The organism is Tsukamurella sp. NPDC003166 (assembly GCF_040611135.1).
Taxonomy (GTDB): domain Bacteria; phylum Actinomycetota; class Actinomycetes; order Mycobacteriales; family Mycobacteriaceae; genus Tsukamurella.
Map to the genome: position 1 here is coordinate 19,291 of NZ_JBEXNL010000002.1, position 18,736 is coordinate 38,026.

Genomic DNA, 18,736 nt, shown 5'->3' on the forward strand with positions numbered 1-18,736 from the left:
AGAACTTCGTAGAAAGGTGCATCGTGGCGCACGGCGGCGGATCAGGAGCGTTCAGGCAACCGCGGGCGGTGTGGGCCGTGGCCTTCGCCTGCGTGATCTCGTTCATGGGCATCGGGTTGGTCGATCCGATCCTGCCGGCGCTCGCGGAGCAGTTGCACGCGTCGCCGAGCCAGGTGTCCATGCTGTTCACCAGCTACCTCGTCGTGACCGCGGTGGCGATGCTGTTCGTGGGCTGGGTGTCCAGCCGGATCGGCTCGAAGCGGACCCTGCTGCTCGGACTCGCGCTCATCGTGGCGTTCGCGGCGTTGGCGGGGTCCACGGACTCGATCAACGGCATCGTCGGCTTCCGCGCCGGGTGGGGCCTCGGCAACGCCCTGTTCATTGCGACCAGCCTGGCGGTGATCGTCGCCTCCGCGAGCGGTGGGTTCGCCGGCGCGATCATCCTGTACGAGGCGGCGCTCGGCCTCGGCATCGCCGTGGGCCCGCTGCTCGGCGGTGAGCTCGGCGCGATCAGCTGGCGCGGTCCCTTCTTCGGCGTCGCGGCGCTGATGCTGGTGGCGCTCGTCGCGACCCTGCTGTTCGTTCCCGCGCTGCCCAAGCCCGCCAAGCCGGAACGGTTCGGTGAGCCCATCCGTGCACTCCGTCACCGCGGGCTGCTCACCATGGGCATCATGGCACTGCTCTACAACTGGGGCTTCTTCACGATGCTCGGCTACGCCCCGTATCCGATGAAGCTCAACGCGCACCAGCTCGGCCTGGTCTTCTTCGCCTGGGGCATCCTGGTCGCCGCGTTCAGCGTGTTCTTCGCGCCGCGCCTGCAGTCGCGGTTCGGCACCGTCCGCGTGCTGTACGGCAACCTCGCCGCGCTCACCGTCGTCATGGCGGTGATCGGCGCGGGCGTCGACACGCCCGGCGTCGTGGTGGCGGCGGTGGTCGTCAGTGGCGCCTTCATCGGCATCAACAACACCCTCACCACCCAGGCGGTCATGTTGGTCGCCCCCGTCGAGCGTTCGGTCGCGTCGTCGGCCTACGGTTTCCTGCGGTTCATCGGCGGCGGCCTGGCCCCGCTGGTCGCGGGCATCCTCGCCAACCACTTCGGGCTGTCCTGGCCCTTCTACCTGGGCGCCGCGGCCTTTGCTCTCGCGATTCTGGTGCTCGCCTCGGGTGCCAAGCTGGTGACGGCAGCGGAGCAGAGCTCGGGAGCCGAGGAGATCAAGGACGGTGCCGCAGTCTCGGCGCCGACGATCAAGCGGATCGGCGAGCGGATCACGTCCGGCCGGCGCCCCCTGGTGATGGCGGTCAGTTCCAACGCGATCGTCGAGGCCAACGTCGACGCGGCAGCCGACCTCGCGCTGCGGATCGACGCCCCACTCGAGATCGTGCACATCCAGGAGACGGTGGTCGTGGAGGGCATGGCCATCGCGCCTGAGGACTCGGAGCACGCCCACGCTGCGGTGCGGCATCACGTCGAGCACCTGCACGGCCTCGGGATCGAGGCGAGCGGGCTCCTGCTCACCAGCGTCGGCGACCTCGCGGCGGTGGGCAAGACCCTGGTCCGGTTCGCGGATCGTGTCGACGCCGTCGCGATCGCCGTGGGACGCAGCCCCCGCGGGCTGGTCGCGCAGTTCGCCGAGGGCGGCATGGTGGCGGTGCTGATCGAGGAGTCGGGCCGGCCGGTCGTCATGGTGCAGCCCGGCAAAGCCCCGTTCGCGGTGTCCGGCGACCTCGCGATCCCGGTCTCCTGACGGGCGGTCCCGCCGAGGGCGCGATTCGCCTTACCCGAACAGGTTCTGGGCCCGGGCGGCCGCCTCCCCGGACAGGGCGTCGGCGTCCGCGGCGGGGAGGAAGCCCTCCGCGACGGCGCGGTCGGCCGCCGCGCGGAACCGGCGGAGGTAGTCGGCACCGTCCGCGTACCGCTGGGCGAGCTGCCCGGCGGTGAACGGAACGCACGACCCCTGCAGTTCGGCCATCAGATCGTCGCCCAGCGGCGCCGAGCCGTTGACGGCGACGGGGACCGCGACCTGCGGCAGCCGGATCCCGCCGCGGGCGATGCCGTCCGCATCCCGGACCACCGCACCGTCGGACACTTCCACCCTGGGCGACGAGGCGGGCGCGTCCGCGCCGTCGATCCAGCGCACCAGGGCGGCCTTCGCGGCGTCGATCACGGGCGCCAGCGGTACCTGATTCGCCGTGACCCCGGGCGGCAGCTCGCGACCCGCCCCCTGGGTCAGAAACCCGGTGAGCTGGGCGAAGTCCCGCGCCAGTCGCGGCCCGCGGGCAGCGGACCCCTGCACCGAGGCGTGGCAGGTGCCCGCCGTCTCCCAGCAGCGGTAGGTGTCGGTGTCGCTCTGCCGGAAGGGTGCGGCGACGCGCGCCTCCAACTCGGACTCGACCACCATCACCTTCTGCTCGATCGCGCGGATGTAGTTGCGGGCGACGAGCGCCGGTCCGGGGTTGCGCCCGGGGCCGGCGAGGTCGATCACCTCGTCGCCGACCTGGAGCGGGAGCCCGAAGCCCATGTACACCGTGAGGAGGTAGCCGTCGAAGACCGGCGTGTGCGCCGCGACGGCGTTGATGAAGGTTGCGAGCCTTCCCGCCGACTGCGAGGCGCCCTCCGCGATCACCCTGCGGGGAACGAGTCCGTCGAGGGGGTCGACGGAGCCGGGGGAGCGGCTGCCCCGGATCGCGGCGCCCACCTGCGCGAAGACATCGAACGAGTAGTCGTCGCTGGCAAGGGAGAGGGTCCCGTAGCGCTCCGGATCCCAGGTCCGCAACCCCAGGTTCTGTGAGGTCCCGTGCACGCCGGCGCGCTGGCAGGTCACCGCGACGAAGACATCGCCCCGCGCGATCAGGCCCGGGGCGTCGGCACCGTCGTAGATGTCGAACCCGGCGCTGACGTTGTTCCAGAAGACATAGGCCGTGCCCGAGAACCGCGCCGGATCGACCGGACGGTGCACGACGATCCGGGTCCGGTAGGTGGCGGCACTCGCGGGCTCGGTCTCCCACTGCCCGTCGGGGCCGAGTTCGGTGCCCGGCACCGGGCGATACGCGGTGGCCACCCCCTCGACGAAGTACTCGTCCTGGCGGTAGCCGTGATCGGCCGGATCGCCGATGGGGACACCGAAGGGCCACCCGTGGGCGCCCCCGGTGACCGGACCGGACATCAGCGGTGCTTCTGTGACCATGACAACCCCCTTGTGCTTCGACCTCCTCAGCACTGTGTCATGTGGAACCGGCGTAAGGGACGGAACGCGATCGGATCGCCCGTGTGGACAGGTCGGCGTAGCGACCCCGGGTGCCGATAGGATGACCACCGCACCACCAGCCTCCGTAGCTCAGTTGGATAGAGCAAGAGCCTTCTAATCTCTAGGTCGCAGGTTCGATTCCTGCCGGGGGCGCTTATCACGGCGCTCCGCACCGCGTACGCGTACAGGATGTGACCTGCGGAAATCGGGTGAAATGGGGTGTCCTACACCCGGTGCGCGGCGTTACGATCAGCACTGGACGTGGGGGCCTCACAGGAGGTGCTCGAATGAAGCGATCAGTACGGATCGTCGCGGTCGCGGCGTGTGCGGTGGCACTGTTCGGCAGCGGCGGGACGGCGTCGGCCGTTCCTACGCCCGCGCCGCCGCCGGTCGGATCCCAGTGTGGCAAACCCGGTGAGAACAAGGTGATCACCGACATCCACACGTGCGCGACGGTCAACTCGAGCTGTACGGGCTACGACGCGATGATCATCGGCCGGGTCGACAAGTGGGGTCACTGCGTGATCCCGGGCATGAACGGGACCACCTGGTGACGTGACCGACCTCGCGCTGCCGCTGGTCGGTCTGGTCGGCGGCGTCCTCGCGGGAGTCTCGCCCTGCGTACTCCCCGTGCTCCCGGTCGTCCTGCTCGGCAGCGCCGGGACAGGGCCCGACGGTGCCCCCACCTCGCGAGCCAGGCCCATCGCCATCGTCGCCGGTCTGGTCCTGAGCTTTTCGCTGTTCACGCTGTTCGGCACCGTCGTCCTCGCGCTCCTGCACCTGCCCTCCGGGCTGATCCGCTGGGTCGGCATCGGCGCGCTGCTCCTGCTCGGCGCGGCGATGCTGGTCCCGCCGCTGGAGCGTCTGCTCGAGCGGCCCTTCGCCCGCCTCCCGCAGCGCGTCCCGGGTCTCAAGGGCGACGGTGCCGTGGGCGGCTTCGTGCTGGGCGTCGCGCTCGGCGCGGTGTACGTGCCGTGCGCGGGCCCGGTCCTCGCGGCGATCGCGCTGGCCGGGGCGACGGACACCATCGGACCCCGCACACTGGTGCTCACCGCGGCCTTCGCCGTGGGCACCGCGATCCCGCTGCTCGCCATCGCCCTCACCGGGCACCGCCTCGCCGACCGGGTCCGCGCGCTGCAGCGGCGCCAGCGGACCATCCGCGCAGTCGGTGGCGTGCTGGTGATCGCGCTCGCCGTCGCGCTGGCGCTGAACGTCACCGACCTCATCCAGCGCCGGGTGCCCGACTACACCCAGGCGGTCGGCGACCGGCTCGGGGCAGCGGCGATCGCGCCGCAGGTCTCCGGCACCGGGTCCCTGCAGCAGTGTCAGCAGGCGGCCTTCACGGGGACCGCGCAGCTCGCCGACTGCGGACGGGCGCCGGAGTTCGCGGGCATCGACCCGTGGATCGGCGGTGCGCCCCGAACGATGGAGGGGTTGCGCGGCAAGGTCGTGCTCGTCGACTTCTGGGCCTACTCCTGCATCAACTGCCAGCGCGAACTGCCGCACGCCGAGGCCTGGTGGAAGAACTATCGTGAGCTCGGCTTCGAGGTCGTCGGCGTGCACACCCCTGAGTACGCCTTCGAGCACGACGTCGGGAACGTCACCGCCGGAGCTCGCAGGCTCGGCGTGACCTTTCCGGTCGCCGTCGACAACCGGTCCGCGACGTGGGCGGCCTACCGCAACGTCGCCTGGCCCGCCGGTTACCTCGTCGACGCGACCGGATCCGTCCGGCTGGTCACCCTCGGCGAGGGGCACTACGACCGGACCGAGACGGCGATCCGGTCCCTGCTGCTCGCGGCGCACCCCGGCGCGGTACTGCCGACCGCGACCGACGTCCCGGACACGACCCCGCGCAACGCCGACCGTACGCCCGAGCTCTACCTCGGCGCCGAGAAGCAGCAGGGGTACGGCGGAACCGGTGGCTACGATGCGGGCACTCGCGTGTTCGATCGGCCGGAGGCGGTGCAGCCCAACATGTTCGCGCTCGCCGGGACGTGGACGGTCGGCGCCGAGGACATCCGCGCGGGGAGCGGGGCGAGCCTCACCCTGGCCTACACCGCGCAGCGCGTGTACCTCGACGTGGGCGGAACCGGCACCCTCACCGTCACCGAGGGCGGGGCCGCCCGCACGATCGCCGTCGACGGTCCGCCGGACATCCGCACCGTCGTCGACCGCCCGGCCTCGGGGGCGGGCACCGTCACCGTCGCCCTGAGTCCCGGCCTGACGGCCTACTCGTTCACCTTCGGCTGACCGGCGCGGCCACCGCGCGAAACGCGCAGAAGTGCGACTAACACGCACAAGAGCGCGCTGTGAACCCCGTCACGTCCATGCTTCTCGTGTTACCCCGATCACTCATCCACGAGGAGAATCCCATGTTGACAGTCCTGGGACTGACCATGGTCGCGGCGTTCATGGTCGTCATCATGACCCGCCGCGCGACGCCCATCGTCGCGCTGATCGCCGTCCCGGTGGTCTTCGGCCTGCTCGCCGGCGCGGGTACCGGCATCGGCAAGATGATCACCGACGGCATCAAGGATCTCGCCCCCACCGCGGCGATGCTGTTCTTCGCGATCATCTTCTTCGGGGTGATGATCGACGTCGGCCTGTTCGACCCGGTCATCCGCGCGGTGGTCCGCGTCGTCGGCGAGGATCCGGCCAAGCTCGTTCTCGGCACGGGCGTTCTGGCCGCGGTCGTCTCGCTCGACGGTGACGGCTCCACGACCTTCATCGTCACCACCACCGCGCTGCTGCCGCTGTACCTCAAGCTCGGCGTCAGCCCCGTCGTGCTCACGGTGGTGGCGGGCCTGGCCAACGGCACGATGAACATCCTGCCCTGGGGCGGGCCCACCGCCCGCGCCGCTGCCGCGCTGAAGATCTCGCCGTCCGAGGTGTTCGTGCCGATGATCCCCTCGCTCATCGCGGGGATGGTCGTCGTGCTCGCCTTCGCCTGGCACCTCGGGCTCATGGAGCGCAAGCGGATCGGCAGCATCGTGATCCGCGATCGGGTCCTCTCCGGCGTGGGCGCCGGGGGCGGGGGCGGCACCATCGGCGGCGACGCGGGGACCGGCGGGACCGACGAGGATGCGTCGGGCACCAAGGACAGCGCGCTGACCGCGGCCCTCGGCGTGCACGGCAACCCGAAGCTCCTGTGGTTCAACGCCGCGATCACCATCGCGCTGCTCGCGGTGCTCACGCTGGACCTGCTGCCGATCCCGGTGCTGTTCATGATCGCCGCCGCGATCGCGCTGGCCGTGAACTTCCCCAAGGTGGCGGAGCAGCAGGAGGCCATCACGCGGCACTCGAAGTCGATCGTCTCGGTGGTCGGAATGGTCTTCGCCGCAGCGGTTCTGACGGGTGTCTTCAAGGGCACCGGCATGGTCGAGTCGGTGGCGGCCTGGGTCACCGGCATCATCCCCGCGTCGATGGGGCCGCACCTCGCCGTCATCACCGGCATCCTCTCGATCCCGTTCACCTTCCTCATGTCCAACGACGCCTTCTACTTCGGCATCCTGCCGGTGCTCTCGGAGACGGCGGGCCACTACGGGATCAGCGCCGCCGAAATGGCCCGCGCCTCGATCACCGGTCAGCCCTTCCACATGCAGAGCCCTCTGGTCCCGGCCATCCTGCTCCTCGTCGCGCTGGCGGGCGTGGGCCTGGCCGACCACCACAAAAAGGTGCTGTGGCGGGCGGTCGTCGTCTCGATCGTCATGCTCGTGGTCGGTGTGCTCCTCGGCCAGATCCCGTTCTGAGCGCGGACCGGATGACTAGGCTGATGCGATGCCCAGGATCCGGCTGCGGACGCAGATCCTCCTGCTCCAGGTGGTGATCATCATCGTCAGCCTGGCGGCCGGGTTCGGCATCGTCGTGCACCGCGTGGACGCCGACACCCGCACCGAGTACGGGCACCGGGCGGAGGCGATCGCGGAGACGGTCGCCTCCGACACCGATGTCCGGGCCGGCGCCGCGGCGCAGTCCGCCGCCCGGCGCGCGGGCCGTCCGGCCACGCGGGACGAACTCGCCGCCGCGCCGCTGCAGCGCCAGGCCGTCGCGATCACCCAGCGCACCGGGGTGCTGTTCGTGGTCATCGCCGACGACGCCGGATACCGGATCGCCCACCCCGACCCGTCCCAGCTGGGCGCGCCGCTGAGCACCGACCCGTCGACCGCGCTCGGCGGTGATGTCGAGCTCACCCAGCAGCGCGGCACCCTCGGCGACTCGGTCCGCGCCAAGGCCCCGGTCCTCGGTCCCGACGGGACGGTGGTGGGCCTGGTCAGCGTGGGCATCTCCACCGAGACGGTCGCCGAGGCCGCGCGCCGCACCCTGCTCCTGCTGGCGGGGCTCGCGGCTCTCGCACTCGCCGTCGGGATCGTCGGCTCCGGCCTGTTGGCCCGACGGTGGCGGCGCCTGACCCTGGGGCTCGAGCCGGAGGAGATGGCGGAGCTGATCCGGGAGCAGAACGCCGTCCTGTACTCGGGATCGGAGGGCGTCATCGCCATCGACGCGAAGGGGATCGTCCGCGTCATCAACGACCGTGCCCGTGAACTGCTCGGTGTGACCGCCGAGGCGGGCACACCGCTGACGGATCTGGGCCTGTCGGAACGGGTCTCGTCCGTCGTGGCGTCGCCCACCGAGACGCCCGTCGCGGCCGCGGTGAACGAGCGGGTGGTCCTCGTCGCCGCGCGCCGGGTGCACCGCGGGGGGACGGACCTCGGCACGGTGCTCACGGCCGTCGACCGCACGGACGTCGAGGCCCTCACCCGCGAGCTCGACTCCGTGCAGGCCATGAGCTCCGCGCTGCGCGCACAGCGGCACGAGTCGGCGAACCGGGTGCACGTCGTCGCCGGACTGCTCCGCGACGGCCGCACCGATGAGGCCATCGCCTACCTCGACGAGGTCTCCGGTCGGGCCGGAGTTCTCCCCGTCTCCGGGCTGGACCGCCTCGACGAGCCGCACCTGAAGGCCTTCGTCTCGGCCAAGGCCGCGCGCGCCCGCGAGCGGGGCGTCGTGCTGCGCGTCGGCGCCGATACCGCACTGGTCGGCGTGCTCACCCACCCCGTCGACACCACCACGCTGGTGGGCAATCTCCTCGACAACGCCATCGACGCCGCGGCCGACGGGGACGAGCCCCGCGAGGTGGAGATCGACGTGCTCCGCGACGGCGACGACCTCGCGATCATCGTCGCCGACAGCGGGCCGGGATTCACCGTCGCGGATCCTTTCGTCGAGGGCGTCAGCACCCGCACCGATCCGACGGTGCCCGGCGGGCGCGGCCTGGGCCTCGCGATCGCGCGGCAGGTGGCGCGCGGGCACGGGGGAGAGGTCACCGTCGTCGGGCGGGGCGGTCCCGGCGCGCACGAGCCGACCACCGTCATGGCGACCCTGCCGCAGGGGGTGCGCGACGATGCCCCGTGACCTGCGGATCCTGGTGGTGGACGACGACTTCCGGGTGGCGGGGTTGCACGCCACGATCGTGGACACCATGGTCGGGCTGGCCACGGTCGGCTCCGCGCGGACGCTGTCGGAGGCGCGCGCGATCCTGGAGCGCGAGCGGATCGACCTGGCGCTGGTCGACGTCTACCTCCCGGACGGCTCGGGCATCGACCTGGTGCGTGAGATGCGGTGCGACGCCTTCATCCTCGGTGCCGCGGACGATGCGGCCAGCGTCCGGGCGGGCTTCGCCGCGGGCGCCCTGCAGTACCTCATCAAGCCCTTCCCGGCGACGGAGCTCGCGCGACGCCTCGGCGCGTATACGGCGTACCGGCGGATTCTCACCGGTGCCGAGGTCACCCAGGACCAGGTCGACGCTGCCGCGTCGGTGCTGCGCAGCGACCGCCCGGCCCCGCGCCGCGACGACGGCGGCTCGGTCACCGAGCGGCGCATCGTCGAGGCGTTGCGGGCGGCGTCGGGGCCGCTGCTGGCCGACGACATCGCAGGCCAGGTGGGGATCTCACCCGCGACCGCGCGCCGCTACCTCGCCGACCTGGTGCGGGACGGCACGCTGACGATGGCGCTGCAGTACGGCGCCACCGGCCGGCCGCGGCAGCGGTACGCGTTGGCGTGAAGGCTGCTACCCGAAGTACTTTTGATCCGCGGCGGCAACAGCTTTCACCAACGGTACGAGGTATCGGTCGTCGCTGGTCCGATGGTGCTCTCCACCGAACTCGACGGTGTACCAGTAGGGCCCGCGGCCTGCGACGACGGCGCTCCACCCGCTGCCGTAGGTCGCGGCGCCGAGGCCGATGTCCGGATACCGTTTCGCCGGTGTGCCTTCCGGATCCGTGCAGATCTTTCGAGCCGCCATGACGCTGTCGACCACCGCAGTGGGCGTCGCGCCTCCGATGTGCTCCTCGCCCGCGGAGGAACTACAGGTGAAGCCATCGCCGTCGTATCGGTCCACGTGGATCGTGAGGCTCGTGATCTTCTCGGAGCCGTTCGCCGTCGACATCGAATAGCCCTCCACCGTGAAGTCATCGCACTTCTTGTAGGGGGTCATCGTCACGGTGGCGGACGGTAGTTCCCGGGCTACGACTTCCTGCACCTCCGCAAGGCTGAGAACACAACCTTCCGCCAGCGGATCCGCGGCCGAGGTGGTGGCCGAATTCGATGTCGGCACGGACTCCGTCGGCGCGATGGCGGTATCGACCGACGACGCCGAGGAACATGCCGTTGCGCTCGCGAGCGCCGGGACGGTGATGAGCACCGCGAGGGTGTTCCGGAGGCCGATTCGGGCGGTTCTGATCATGGTTCGCACGCTATCCACAGATCCGTCCCGACCGACATCCTCTGTTCGGACCAATTGGCGGTCGCCCGGTGCGGCGCGCGGGCCGACGATAGAGTCCCTGGTATGAGGATCACGCGGTTCGCGGTCGCCGGAATCACTGCCCTGCTGGGCACCGGATTGGTGGTGGCGCCCGCCGCCGCCGCGCCGGACTGGTCCGGCCTGGACGCCGCGAACTACGCCGGCCCCGTGCCGGCGAAGGGTGGCGTACAGATCCGGTCGGTCCCGCTCGACCCGGCGCTGTCCCTACCGGGAGCCGGGACGGCGAAGCGGGTGCTGTATTCGACGACGGATCAGCATGGCAAGCCGGCCACGAGCACGGGTGCCGTCTTCCTGCCGAAGGGGAACCCGCCCGCCGGTGGGTGGCCGGTGATCGCCTGGGCCCATGGCACGGTCGGTCTGGGCGATGCCTGTGCGCCCTCGGCGAACCCCCGGTCGGACCGGGATAAACAGTACCTCGGACACTTCCTGTCGCAGGGGTACGCGATCGTCGCGTCCGACTACGCGGGCCTCGGGACGCCCGGGTTGATGAGCTACCTCAACAGCGTCTCGACCGCGCACAACGTCGTCGATTCCGTAGTCGCCGCGCACACCGACGGGTCGCTGAATCTGTCGAAGAAGTGGGCCATCGTGGGCCAGTCGCAGGGCGGCGGCGCCGCCGTCAACAGCGCGCGATGGGCGACCGCGTTCAGCGCCGGTAGTGGGCTGGACTACCGCGGCGTCGTTGCCACGGGTACGCCGTTCAAGATCGAAGAGGTCGTCAAGAACGTCGGACCCACGACGAGCCTGCCGGGTGGACTCAGCTCCGCGGCGACCGTCTACACCGCGTACATCTTGGCCGGGATTCGCGAGGCCAACCCCGGCGTGGACTTCGACTCCGTGCTCACGCCGCGCGGAAAGCAGGCGGCCGCGAAGGCCGAGGTGCAGTGCTACGAACAGCTCAGCGAGACGCTGACGGGACAGAAGCCGACGGATTTCGTCAGTGCCAAGGTCGGTACCGTTCCCGGCGCCGGCGAGGCACTCGACCGCTACATGGGAACGCCCACGTCGGGGTACGACCGGCCGGTGTTCCTGGGGGTCGGGCTCAAGGACACCGATGTCCCCGTCCAGTCCTCGATCGCCCTGGCGGCGGCGCTGAAGAAGAGCGGTACCGCGGTCGAACTCCATCAGTACCCGGACGCCGATCACAGCGGCGCGGTCCTCGAATCCATGAAGGACTCGACGCCCTTCCTGGCCCGCATCCTCTCCTGATCGCGGCGCCGTGCCCCTGCCTCCGATGATCACCGTCGAGGAGTTCTTCGACTCGCCCGTCCGGGCGGGAGCGAAGATCTCGCCGGACGGGTCCCGCATCGCGTTCCTGGCACCGTCGAACGGGCGGTTGAACGTGTGGGTCGAGGGCCTCGACGACGACGCGCCCGCCCGGGCCGTCACCGCCGACGCGACTCGCAGCGTCCAGATGTTCTCCTGGACAACCGATCCGCGCTGGTTGGTCTACCTGCAGGACAACGGCGGCGACGAGCGGTGGCACCTGTTCCGTGCCGACGTCGACGACCCGGACGCACCCGCCGTCGACCTCACGCCCTTCGACGGCGCGACCGCCTTCCTCATGGACCTGCCGATCGCGCGGCCCGGGATCGCGATCGTCTCCATGAACCCGCGCAGGGTCGACGAGTTCGACGTCTTCGAGCTCGACATCGCCACCGGCGGGCTCACCGAGATCGAGCGCAACCCCGGCACCGTGGCCGGCTGGGTGTACGGCGCCGACGGCACGCTGTTCGCGTCCACGCAGGACGCCACCGGCGCGATCGCGATCTGCCGCTGGGACTCCGCGGCGCGTGCGCTGCTCCCGATCGCTGCGTTCGACGGGCTCGACTACCCGCTGGGCGTCTTCCCGATCGTCCCGTCGCCCGACGGTGGCCTCTGGCTCGGCAGCAACCGCGGCACCGACCGCACGCGGGTCGTCCACCTCGACGGGGTCACCGGCGAGGAGACGGAGGCCGACGCGCACGATGTGCTCGACCTCGACACCACCGGCCTCGTCGCGCCGACGATGCCGCAGCCGCTGATCGTCGACCCGCGCACCGGCGCGCTGCTCGGCGTCCGGTACCTCGGTGAGCGCCAGGAGATCCGGGCTCTGGACGCGCGGTTCGGGGAGGTGCTCGGGGCCCTGCGCGACCTGTCCGACGGTGACCTCGGCGCCCTCTCGTCCGACCTGGACGGGAACCGCTGGGTGGTGTCCTTCGTCCACGACCGCGACCCCGGTGTCACCTACCTCTACGACCATCGCACGGGCGAGTCGCGGCCCCTGTTCCGGCCCTTCCCGCACCTGGATCCGCAGATGCTCGCCCCGATGCGGCCCGTGACCATCCGCGCGCGCGACGGCCGGGACCTGCCCTCGTACCTCACGCTGCCGGTGGGCGTGTCGGCCGAGGATCTGCCCCTGGTGTTGCTCGTGCACGGCGGGCCGTGGTTCCGCGACACCTGGGGCTATCACGGCGAGGTCCAGCTGCTCGCGAACCGCGGCTACGCCGTGCTGCAGGTGAACTTCCGCGGATCGACCGGCTACGGCAAAGCCCACATGCAGGCCGGCATCGGCGAACTGGCCGGCGCCATGCACGACGACCTCATCGACGCGGTGGACTGGGCCGTAGCGGAGGGCATCGCGGATCCGCGGCGCGTGGGGATCTTCGGCGGCTCCTACGGCGGGTACGCGGCGCTGGTCGGCGTCACCTTCACCCCGGAGGTCTTCGCCGCGGCGATCGACTACGTGGGCATCTCGAGTCTGCCGGACTTCATGGCCACCCTGCCGGAGATCGCCCGGCCCTACCTGGCCAACAACTGGTACCGGTACGCCGGCGACCCGTCGGACCCGGATCAGTTGGCCGACATGCTCGCCCGGTCACCGATCACCCGCGTCGAGAAGATCCGCACGCCGCTGCTCGTGGTGCAGGGCGCCAACGACCCGCGGGTGGTGCAGGCCGAGTCCGACAACCTGGTGGCGGCGCTGCGGGCCCGCGGCGTGGAGGTCGAGTACCTGCTCAAGGCCGACGAGGGTCACGGCTTCGTCAACCCGGAGAACACGATCGACATGTTCCGTGCGACGGAGCGTTTCCTCGCGCGGTACCTCGGCGGCCGCGCGGGAGACTAGCGCACGGCCTTGAGGATGCCGGTGCCGTCGTGGCAGCCGGAGTACACGAACCTTTGCTCGGTTGCCGACGGCACGGTCACCTCGTGGTACAGCCGCAGCCGGGTGTCGGCGCCGAAGCCGGAGAGATGCCGCATCCCCGCCCCGTAGATCTTCAGGTGCGACGGGTGCGACGCCGCCCACTCCTCGAGCGCGCTCAGCTCGTTCCACCAGCTCATCCCGAAGGTCCGGTCGGTGGGCCGATCCTGATCGTCGAGCACCGTCATGTACCGGTTGTCCAGACAGCCGATCGCGGCCCCCTCGGCGACGAGGAAGTCCATGCCCTCGTGTTCGCGGAAGTCGGATCCGCCAGGGAATGGACGCGCGCCTGCAGCAGTGCGTTCGTTCCGCTGCGCGTCGATGCGGCGGCCCCGGACTTCCGGGCGAGCCTGCGCCAGGTGCGTCTGGCACCCGGGATCACGCTGGCGGCCGTCACCTCCCGCGCCTCGTCGGTGATGCGCGACGCCGCGTCGATCGCGACGAGTCCCCGCGAGGACGTGCTCATGTCCTTCCACCGGCGCGGCACCGGCGTGGTCACGCAGAACGGCAGGCAGGCCCGATTGTCACCGGGCGGTTGCGTGCTGTACGACGCCTCCACGCCGTACACGCTCGCGTTCCCGGGCCAGATGAGCGAGTTCGTCCTGCAGGTCCCGCGAGAGACCATCGCGCGGGTCGGGAACGGCTTCACCGACCTGACGGCGCGGGTGCTGCGGCCCAGCGCGCCGTTGCGCGCGCTCTCCGCGCTCGTGAGTTCGGTCGACATGGCGGCGGATCGCCGTGACGGCGCGGAGGACGAGCTGATCGCCGAGTCGGTCGCCCCGCTCCTGCGGGCCAGCCTGGAGCTCGGGGGAGTTGGAGCGGAACCGCCGATCGAGGCGGAACTGCTCGCGATGGCGTTGCGACTGTTCATCGACGAGCGCGCGATGGACCCGGAGCTGACTCCGGCCGGCCTCGCCGCGACGTTCCACGTCTCGCTGCGGCACGTGCAGAAGGTATTCGAGCGGTACTTCGACACCGGGGCGGCGGCGTACATCCGGACGCGTCGACTCGAGGGCGCGCAGGAGCTGCTCCGTCGACGGTGCACTGTGGCGGAGGCGGCCCACCGGAGCGGATTCCTCGACGTCGATACCTTCTCCCGCGCGTTCAAGCGGGAGTTCGGCGTCACTCCCTCCGGTTTCGCCGCGGCGCACTGAGGCGGTCCGTCACCCAGTGACCGCCAGCAGCCCTTCGACGGTGCCCGCGACGGCGAGGAGCCGACCGTCGCTGTGTGGCAATGACTCCAGGGACAGTCCGACCGGCAGGCCCGACGGTGCCGTGCCCGCCGGCAGCGTGATCGAGGGCATGCCCGCGGCGGAACCCGGCAGAGTATTGCGCGCGACGGTCGCGAACACCGGGACCTCTCGGCCCCGGAACGCGGTCACCGTGTCGTCGCCGAGTGGCGGGGGAAGGATCGGTGAGGTCGGGTACACGAGCGCGTCGATCGGTTGCTCGCCGCTGAGCGCCGCCCGGTACGCCCCGCGCAGCACGTCCCGGATCTCGAGCGCGGCGCGGTACTGCTCCTCGGTGTAGGCCCCGGCGAGGGCAGCGCCGAGCAGCTCCGCGACATCGCGCGACGCCACCCGGGCGAGGACGTCGGCGGCGGTGAGATCGCGTTCCGGGCCGGGAAGGGATGCCAGGTACCGCGGCAGTTCCCGCGCCACCTCGTACAGCACGATCGGGAATCCGCACTCGGCGTCCACCGGGTGGGCCTGTGAGAAGTCGATGTCCACCAGCTCCACGCCGGCGTCGGCGAGCCGGTCCAGGGCGCGGGCCGTCACCGCGGCGACATCGAGATCGAGATCGTCGTGGAAGCCCTTCCGCGGCACTCCCAGCCGCAGTCGCTGCGGCGCTCTCCGGTCGTCCCGGTGGCCGGTGATGACGGTGTCGATCAGGGCCACGTCGGCGACGGTCCACGCGGACACCCCGACGGTGTCGCGGGTCGGTGACAGCGGCACGCAGCGCCGGCCGTCACCCCAGCGGCCGACGGTCGGCCGGAACCCCACCACACCGCAGTAGGCTGACGGCAGCCGCACCGATCCGCCGGTGTCGGTGCCGAGAGCGAACGGCACTGCGCCGGTCGCTACCGCCACGGCGGACCCGCCGGACGAGCCCCCCGCGCTCCGGCCCGGGTCGATGGGGTTGCGCACGGGGCCGCAGGCGGCGTTGTTCGAGGTGATCCCGAATGCCAGCTCGTGCATGTTCGTCTTCCCGAGGACCGCAGCACCGGCGTCGCGCAGCCGGGCGACAGCGGGATGATCCCTGCCAGGCCGGGATGCGCGCAGCGCCGGCGTCCCGGCACCGGTGGTGAGCTGCTCGGTATCGATGTTGTCCTTGACCGCGAAGGGGATCCCGGCCAGGGCTCCGGTCCCCGGTGCGCCGGCCGGACCCGCGGATCGGATGGCGTCCGCCGAGTCCGCGGGTTCGGCGAGGGCGACGAACGCGCCCAGGTCCGCGCCGTCGAGCGCGCGCCGCCGGGCCGCCGCGAAGGCCGTTGCGGCGCCCGACTCCGCCACCTCCGTCCGGGACCGTGCGAGATCGTGGCGTTCCTGCATGTCCGGCCCCTCAGTCCTTCGGCCGGTTGTCGATCAGCCGGCGGGCCTTGCCGACGGAACGCTCGAGCCCGCCCGGCTCCACCACGTCGACGATCACGCTGACGCCGATCTTGTCCTTGATCTGCTTGCGCAGCCGCTCGCCCGCGGCGGGCTCGATCCGCCCGTCGGGGCGGTGCTCGACCCGGACGGTGAGCCGGTCCATCCGGTCCGGACGGTCCAGCACGCACTGGAACTGCGGCGCCAGCTCGCCGATCCCCAGGATCAGCTCCTCGATCTGGGTCGGGAAGACGTTCACGCCCCGCAGGATGATCATGTCGTCGGTGCGTCCGGTGACCTTCTCCATCCGCCGCATGGTGCGAGCAGTTCCGGGCAGCAGCCGGGTGAGGTCGCGGGTGCGGTACCGGATGATGGGCGCGGCCTGCTTGGTGAGCGAGGTGAACACCAGCTCGCCGTGCTCCCCGTCCGGCAGCACCTCGCCGGTCATCGGGTCGATGATCTCGGGGTAGAAGTGGTCCTCCCAGATGTGCAGGCCGTCCTTGGTCTCCGCGCACTCCATCGCCACCCCGGGGCCGATCACCTCGGAGAGCCCGTAGATGTCGACGGCGTCGATGCCCGCGTCCTGCTCGAGCTCGGTCCGCATCTTCTCGGTCCACGGCTCCGCGCCGAAGACGCCGGTCCGCAGCGAGGTCGATCGCGGGTCGATGCCCAGCTCGGTCATCTTGTCGAGGATCGTGAGCATGTACGACGGGGTCACCATGATCGCGTCGGGCTCGAAGTCCTGGATCAGCTGGATCTGCTTCTCGGTCTGCCCGCCGGACATCGGGATGACGGTGGCGCCCAGTCGCTCCGCGCCGTAGTGCGCGCCGAGCCCGCCGGTGAACAGGCCGTAGCCGTAGGCCACGTGCACCCGGTCGCCGGGGCGGACGCCCCCGGCGCGCAGGGACCGGGCGATCATGTCGGCCCACATGCTGATGTCGTCGGCGGTGTAGCCCACGACGGTGGGGCGTCCCGTGGTGCCGGACGAGGCGTGGATGCGTGAGACCCGCTCGCGCGGAACCGCGAACATGCCGAAGGGGTAGTTCGCCCGGAGGTCGGCCTTGGTGGTGAAGGGGAACTTCGCGAGGTCGCTCAGGTCCGTGAGGTCGGAAGGGTGCACGCCGGCCTCGTCGAAGGCCCTGCGGTAATGCGGCACGTTCTCGTAGGCGTGCGCGAGGGACCAGCGCAGGCGCTCGAGCTGGAGCGTCGCGATCCGGTCGCGGGAGGCGAATTCGATGTCGTCGGTGGGGACTGCCGTGGTCATGGCTGCATTCCTCGGGCTCGGGGCGGGGGCTACGCGTCGAAGTCGACGGTGACGTCGTCGCTGGTGGGGTAGGTCTGGCAGGTGAGGACGAAGCCGGCGGCCACCTCGTCGTCCTCGAGGGCGTAGTTGCGTCGCATGTCGACGGTGCCGCACAGCACCTGGGCGCGGCAGGTGCCGCAGACGCCGCCCTTGCAGGCGAAGGGGAGGTCGGACCGGAAGGCCTCGGCACCGTCGAGCAGGGTGTCGTCCTGCGACATCGTGCCGGTCACGCTGCGGCCGTCGAGGACGACGGTGACCGCGCTGCTCGGCCCTTCGACGCCGGGCTCGCGGTGCTTCTCCTGGGGCGGCGGGGTGCCGTCGTCGACGTAGAACAGCTCGCGGTGCACCTGGGAGCGGTCGACGCCCAGCTCCCGGAGCACGGCCTCGGCGTCGGTCACCATGCCGTGCGGGCCGCACAGCCAGAAGTGGTCGGCGTCTGCGGTGGGGACCACGGTGCGCAGCAGCTCGCGGAGTCGTTCCCCGTCCACGCGGCCGGTGAAGAGCTTCACGTCGCGCGGCTCGCGCGAGAGCACGTGGATCACGTCGAGCCGGTCGTGGTACTGGTCCTTGAGGTCGGCGATCTCGTCGGCGAACATCACCGATCGGGTGCGGCGGTTCCCGTAGATCAGGATCACGCGCGAATCGGGGTTGGTGAGCACGGTGCCCGCGATCGAGAGCATCGGCGTGATCCCGGAGCCCGCGGCGATCAGCACGTGCACGCCTGCCGTATCGGGGTCCGCGGCGAAGGCGCCCGTCGGGCCCTGCACCTCGACGGTGTCGCCGGCCCGGACGTCGTGCACGAGCCAGGTGGAGAACAGCCCGTCGGTGACCTCGCGGACCCCGACCCGGGGGCGCTGGCCCACGGGCGAGCAGATCGAGTACGACCGGCGGTGCTCGACACCGTCGACCGTGCGGCGCAGCGTGAGCGACTGGCCGGCCGCGAAGGCGAACTCGCCGGCCAGCGCGTCGGGGACGTCGAACGTGACCGCGACGGCGTCGTCGCACAGGGACTCGACGCCGGCGACGGTGAGCTCGTGGAACGCCCGGCCGCGCGACGCGGCTTCGGTGGCGGGGGCTGCGGCGGTCATCAGATCTCCTTGACGTGGTCGAAGGGTTCGCGGCAGTCGAGGCAGCGGTAGAGCGCCTTGCACGGCGTCGCGCTGAACTCGGAGTCGAGCCGGGTGGCAGTGGATCCGCAGGCGGGGCAGGTGACGCTGCGGGGCTTGGCCTGCAGGGTGAGCGGTACGGGGCCAGCTGTGCGTTTCGGTGCCGCGCCGGGGGTGGAGTAGCCGGCGGCCCGGAGCTTGGCACGGCCCGCCTCGGTGATCCAGTCGGTGGTCCACGCGGGGGAGAGCGCCGTGTGGATCGTGACGTCGGTGTAACCGGCGCCGCGCAGCGCGGACTCGATGTCGGCCCGGATCGTGCCCATCGCGGGGCAGCCGGAGTAGGTCGGCGTGATGGTCACGGCGACCGCGCCGTCGGCGAGCTCGTCGACCCGGCGGACGATGCCGAGGTCGTCGAGCGTGACGGAGGGCATCTCGGGATCGAGGACGGCGGCGACCACGTCGTGGGCGCGGGAGGTGACGGCGGCGGACATCG

Annotated in this window: 15 protein-coding genes, 1 tRNA gene and 1 pseudogene; 10 read left to right on the forward strand and 7 right to left on the reverse strand. The window is 71.2% G+C overall.

From position 1 onward, the window contains the following. Positions 1 to 23 precede the first annotated feature (23 nt). A pseudogene (locus tag ABZX10_RS02355) lies at positions 24 to 1,226 on the forward strand (MFS transporter); the annotation flags it as partial. 549 nt (positions 1,227 to 1,775) lie between these two features. Here the strand turns inward: ABZX10_RS02355 and ABZX10_RS02360 are convergent. Beyond that, on the reverse strand, positions 1,776 to 3,185 hold the full coding sequence (locus tag ABZX10_RS02360) for an alpha/beta hydrolase domain-containing protein (protein WP_355534145.1): 1,410 nt from the start codon (positions 3,183 to 3,185) through the stop codon (positions 1,776 to 1,778). A gap of 139 nt (positions 3,186 to 3,324) precedes the next feature. Between ABZX10_RS02360 and ABZX10_RS02365 the strand changes: the two genes are divergently transcribed. The 6 genes from ABZX10_RS02365 to ABZX10_RS02390 all read left to right on the forward strand — a co-directional run bounded on the left by ABZX10_RS02365 (position 3,325) and on the right by ABZX10_RS02390 (position 9,306). After that, positions 3,325 to 3,398: transfer RNA gene (locus ABZX10_RS02365), tRNA-Arg, on the forward strand. 134 nt (positions 3,399 to 3,532) lie between these two features. Beyond that, on the forward strand, positions 3,533 to 3,799 hold the full coding sequence (locus tag ABZX10_RS02370; protein ID WP_355534147.1) for a hypothetical protein: 267 nt from the start codon (positions 3,533 to 3,535) through the stop codon (positions 3,797 to 3,799). Position 3,800: 1 nt separating this feature from the next. Next, the gene (locus tag ABZX10_RS02375; RefSeq protein WP_355534149.1) at positions 3,801 to 5,495 is read left to right on the forward strand and encodes a cytochrome c biogenesis protein CcdA; all 1,695 of its coding nucleotides are present in this window, start codon (positions 3,801 to 3,803) and stop codon (positions 5,493 to 5,495) included. A 122-nt stretch (positions 5,496 to 5,617) separates the two neighbouring features. Continuing rightward, on the forward strand, positions 5,618 to 6,994 hold the full coding sequence (locus ABZX10_RS02380) for a citrate:proton symporter (RefSeq protein WP_355534151.1): 1,377 nt from the start codon (positions 5,618 to 5,620) through the stop codon (positions 6,992 to 6,994). Positions 6,995 to 7,022: 28 nt separating this feature from the next. Further along, complete coding sequence (locus ABZX10_RS02385; protein WP_355534153.1) at positions 7,023 to 8,657, forward strand: sensor histidine kinase; 1,635 nt, start codon at positions 7,023 to 7,025, stop codon at positions 8,655 to 8,657. Next, positions 8,647 to 9,306: a response regulator gene (locus tag ABZX10_RS02390; RefSeq protein ID WP_355534155.1), complete on the forward strand. Its 660-nt coding sequence runs from the start codon at positions 8,647 to 8,649 to the stop codon at positions 9,304 to 9,306. The genes ABZX10_RS02385 and ABZX10_RS02390 overlap by 11 nt, the downstream gene beginning before the upstream one ends. Before the next feature lie 6 nt (positions 9,307 to 9,312). On the opposite strand, the gene ABZX10_RS02395 is transcribed toward ABZX10_RS02390, so the two are convergent. Further along, entirely contained in the window at positions 9,313 to 9,987 is a 675-nt protein-coding gene (locus ABZX10_RS02395) for a hypothetical protein (protein ID WP_355534157.1), read from the reverse strand. 102 nt (positions 9,988 to 10,089) lie between these two features. On the opposite strand from ABZX10_RS02395, the gene ABZX10_RS02400 reads away from it, so the two are divergent. Next, complete coding sequence (locus ABZX10_RS02400) at positions 10,090 to 11,274, forward strand: prolyl oligopeptidase family serine peptidase (protein WP_355534159.1); 1,185 nt, start codon at positions 10,090 to 10,092, stop codon at positions 11,272 to 11,274. 10 nt (positions 11,275 to 11,284) lie between these two features. Next, positions 11,285 to 13,171, forward strand: coding sequence for a S9 family peptidase (locus ABZX10_RS02405; RefSeq protein ID WP_355534161.1), 1,887 nt, complete (start codon positions 11,285 to 11,287; stop codon positions 13,169 to 13,171). On the opposite strand, the gene ABZX10_RS02410 is transcribed toward ABZX10_RS02405, so the two are convergent. Next, the gene (locus ABZX10_RS02410) at positions 13,168 to 13,488 is read right to left on the reverse strand and encodes a phenylacetaldoxime dehydratase family protein (RefSeq protein WP_355534163.1); all 321 of its coding nucleotides are present in this window, start codon (positions 13,486 to 13,488) and stop codon (positions 13,168 to 13,170) included. The genes ABZX10_RS02405 and ABZX10_RS02410 overlap by 4 nt on opposite strands. Before the next feature lie 6 nt (positions 13,489 to 13,494). On the opposite strand from ABZX10_RS02410, the gene ABZX10_RS02415 reads away from it, so the two are divergent. Next, complete coding sequence (locus ABZX10_RS02415; protein ID WP_355534165.1) at positions 13,495 to 14,400, forward strand: helix-turn-helix domain-containing protein; 906 nt, start codon at positions 13,495 to 13,497, stop codon at positions 14,398 to 14,400. A gap of 9 nt (positions 14,401 to 14,409) precedes the next feature. Here ABZX10_RS02415 and ABZX10_RS02420 read toward each other — a convergent pair whose 3' ends face one another. The 4 genes from ABZX10_RS02420 to paaD are packed head-to-tail and all read right to left on the reverse strand — an operon-like array spanning position 14,410 to position 18,734. After that, positions 14,410 to 15,798 (reverse strand): amidase family protein, encoded by a 1,389-nt coding sequence (locus ABZX10_RS02420; RefSeq protein ID WP_355534167.1) that lies wholly within the window; start codon positions 15,796 to 15,798, stop codon positions 14,410 to 14,412. Between the two features lie 10 nt (positions 15,799 to 15,808). Continuing rightward, a complete protein-coding gene (paaK, locus tag ABZX10_RS02425) occupies positions 15,809 to 17,098 on the reverse strand; it encodes a phenylacetate--CoA ligase PaaK (protein WP_355534169.1) in 1,290 nt (429 codons plus the stop codon). 29 nt (positions 17,099 to 17,127) lie between these two features. Further along, positions 17,128 to 18,225: a 1,2-phenylacetyl-CoA epoxidase subunit PaaE gene (gene paaE, locus ABZX10_RS02430; protein ID WP_355534171.1), complete on the reverse strand. Its 1,098-nt coding sequence runs from the start codon at positions 18,223 to 18,225 to the stop codon at positions 17,128 to 17,130. Next, the gene (gene paaD / locus ABZX10_RS02435; protein WP_355534828.1) at positions 18,225 to 18,734 is read right to left on the reverse strand and encodes a 1,2-phenylacetyl-CoA epoxidase subunit PaaD; all 510 of its coding nucleotides are present in this window, start codon (positions 18,732 to 18,734) and stop codon (positions 18,225 to 18,227) included. The genes paaE and paaD overlap by 1 nt, the downstream gene beginning before the upstream one ends. Between the last annotated feature and the right edge of the window lie 2 nt (positions 18,735 to 18,736).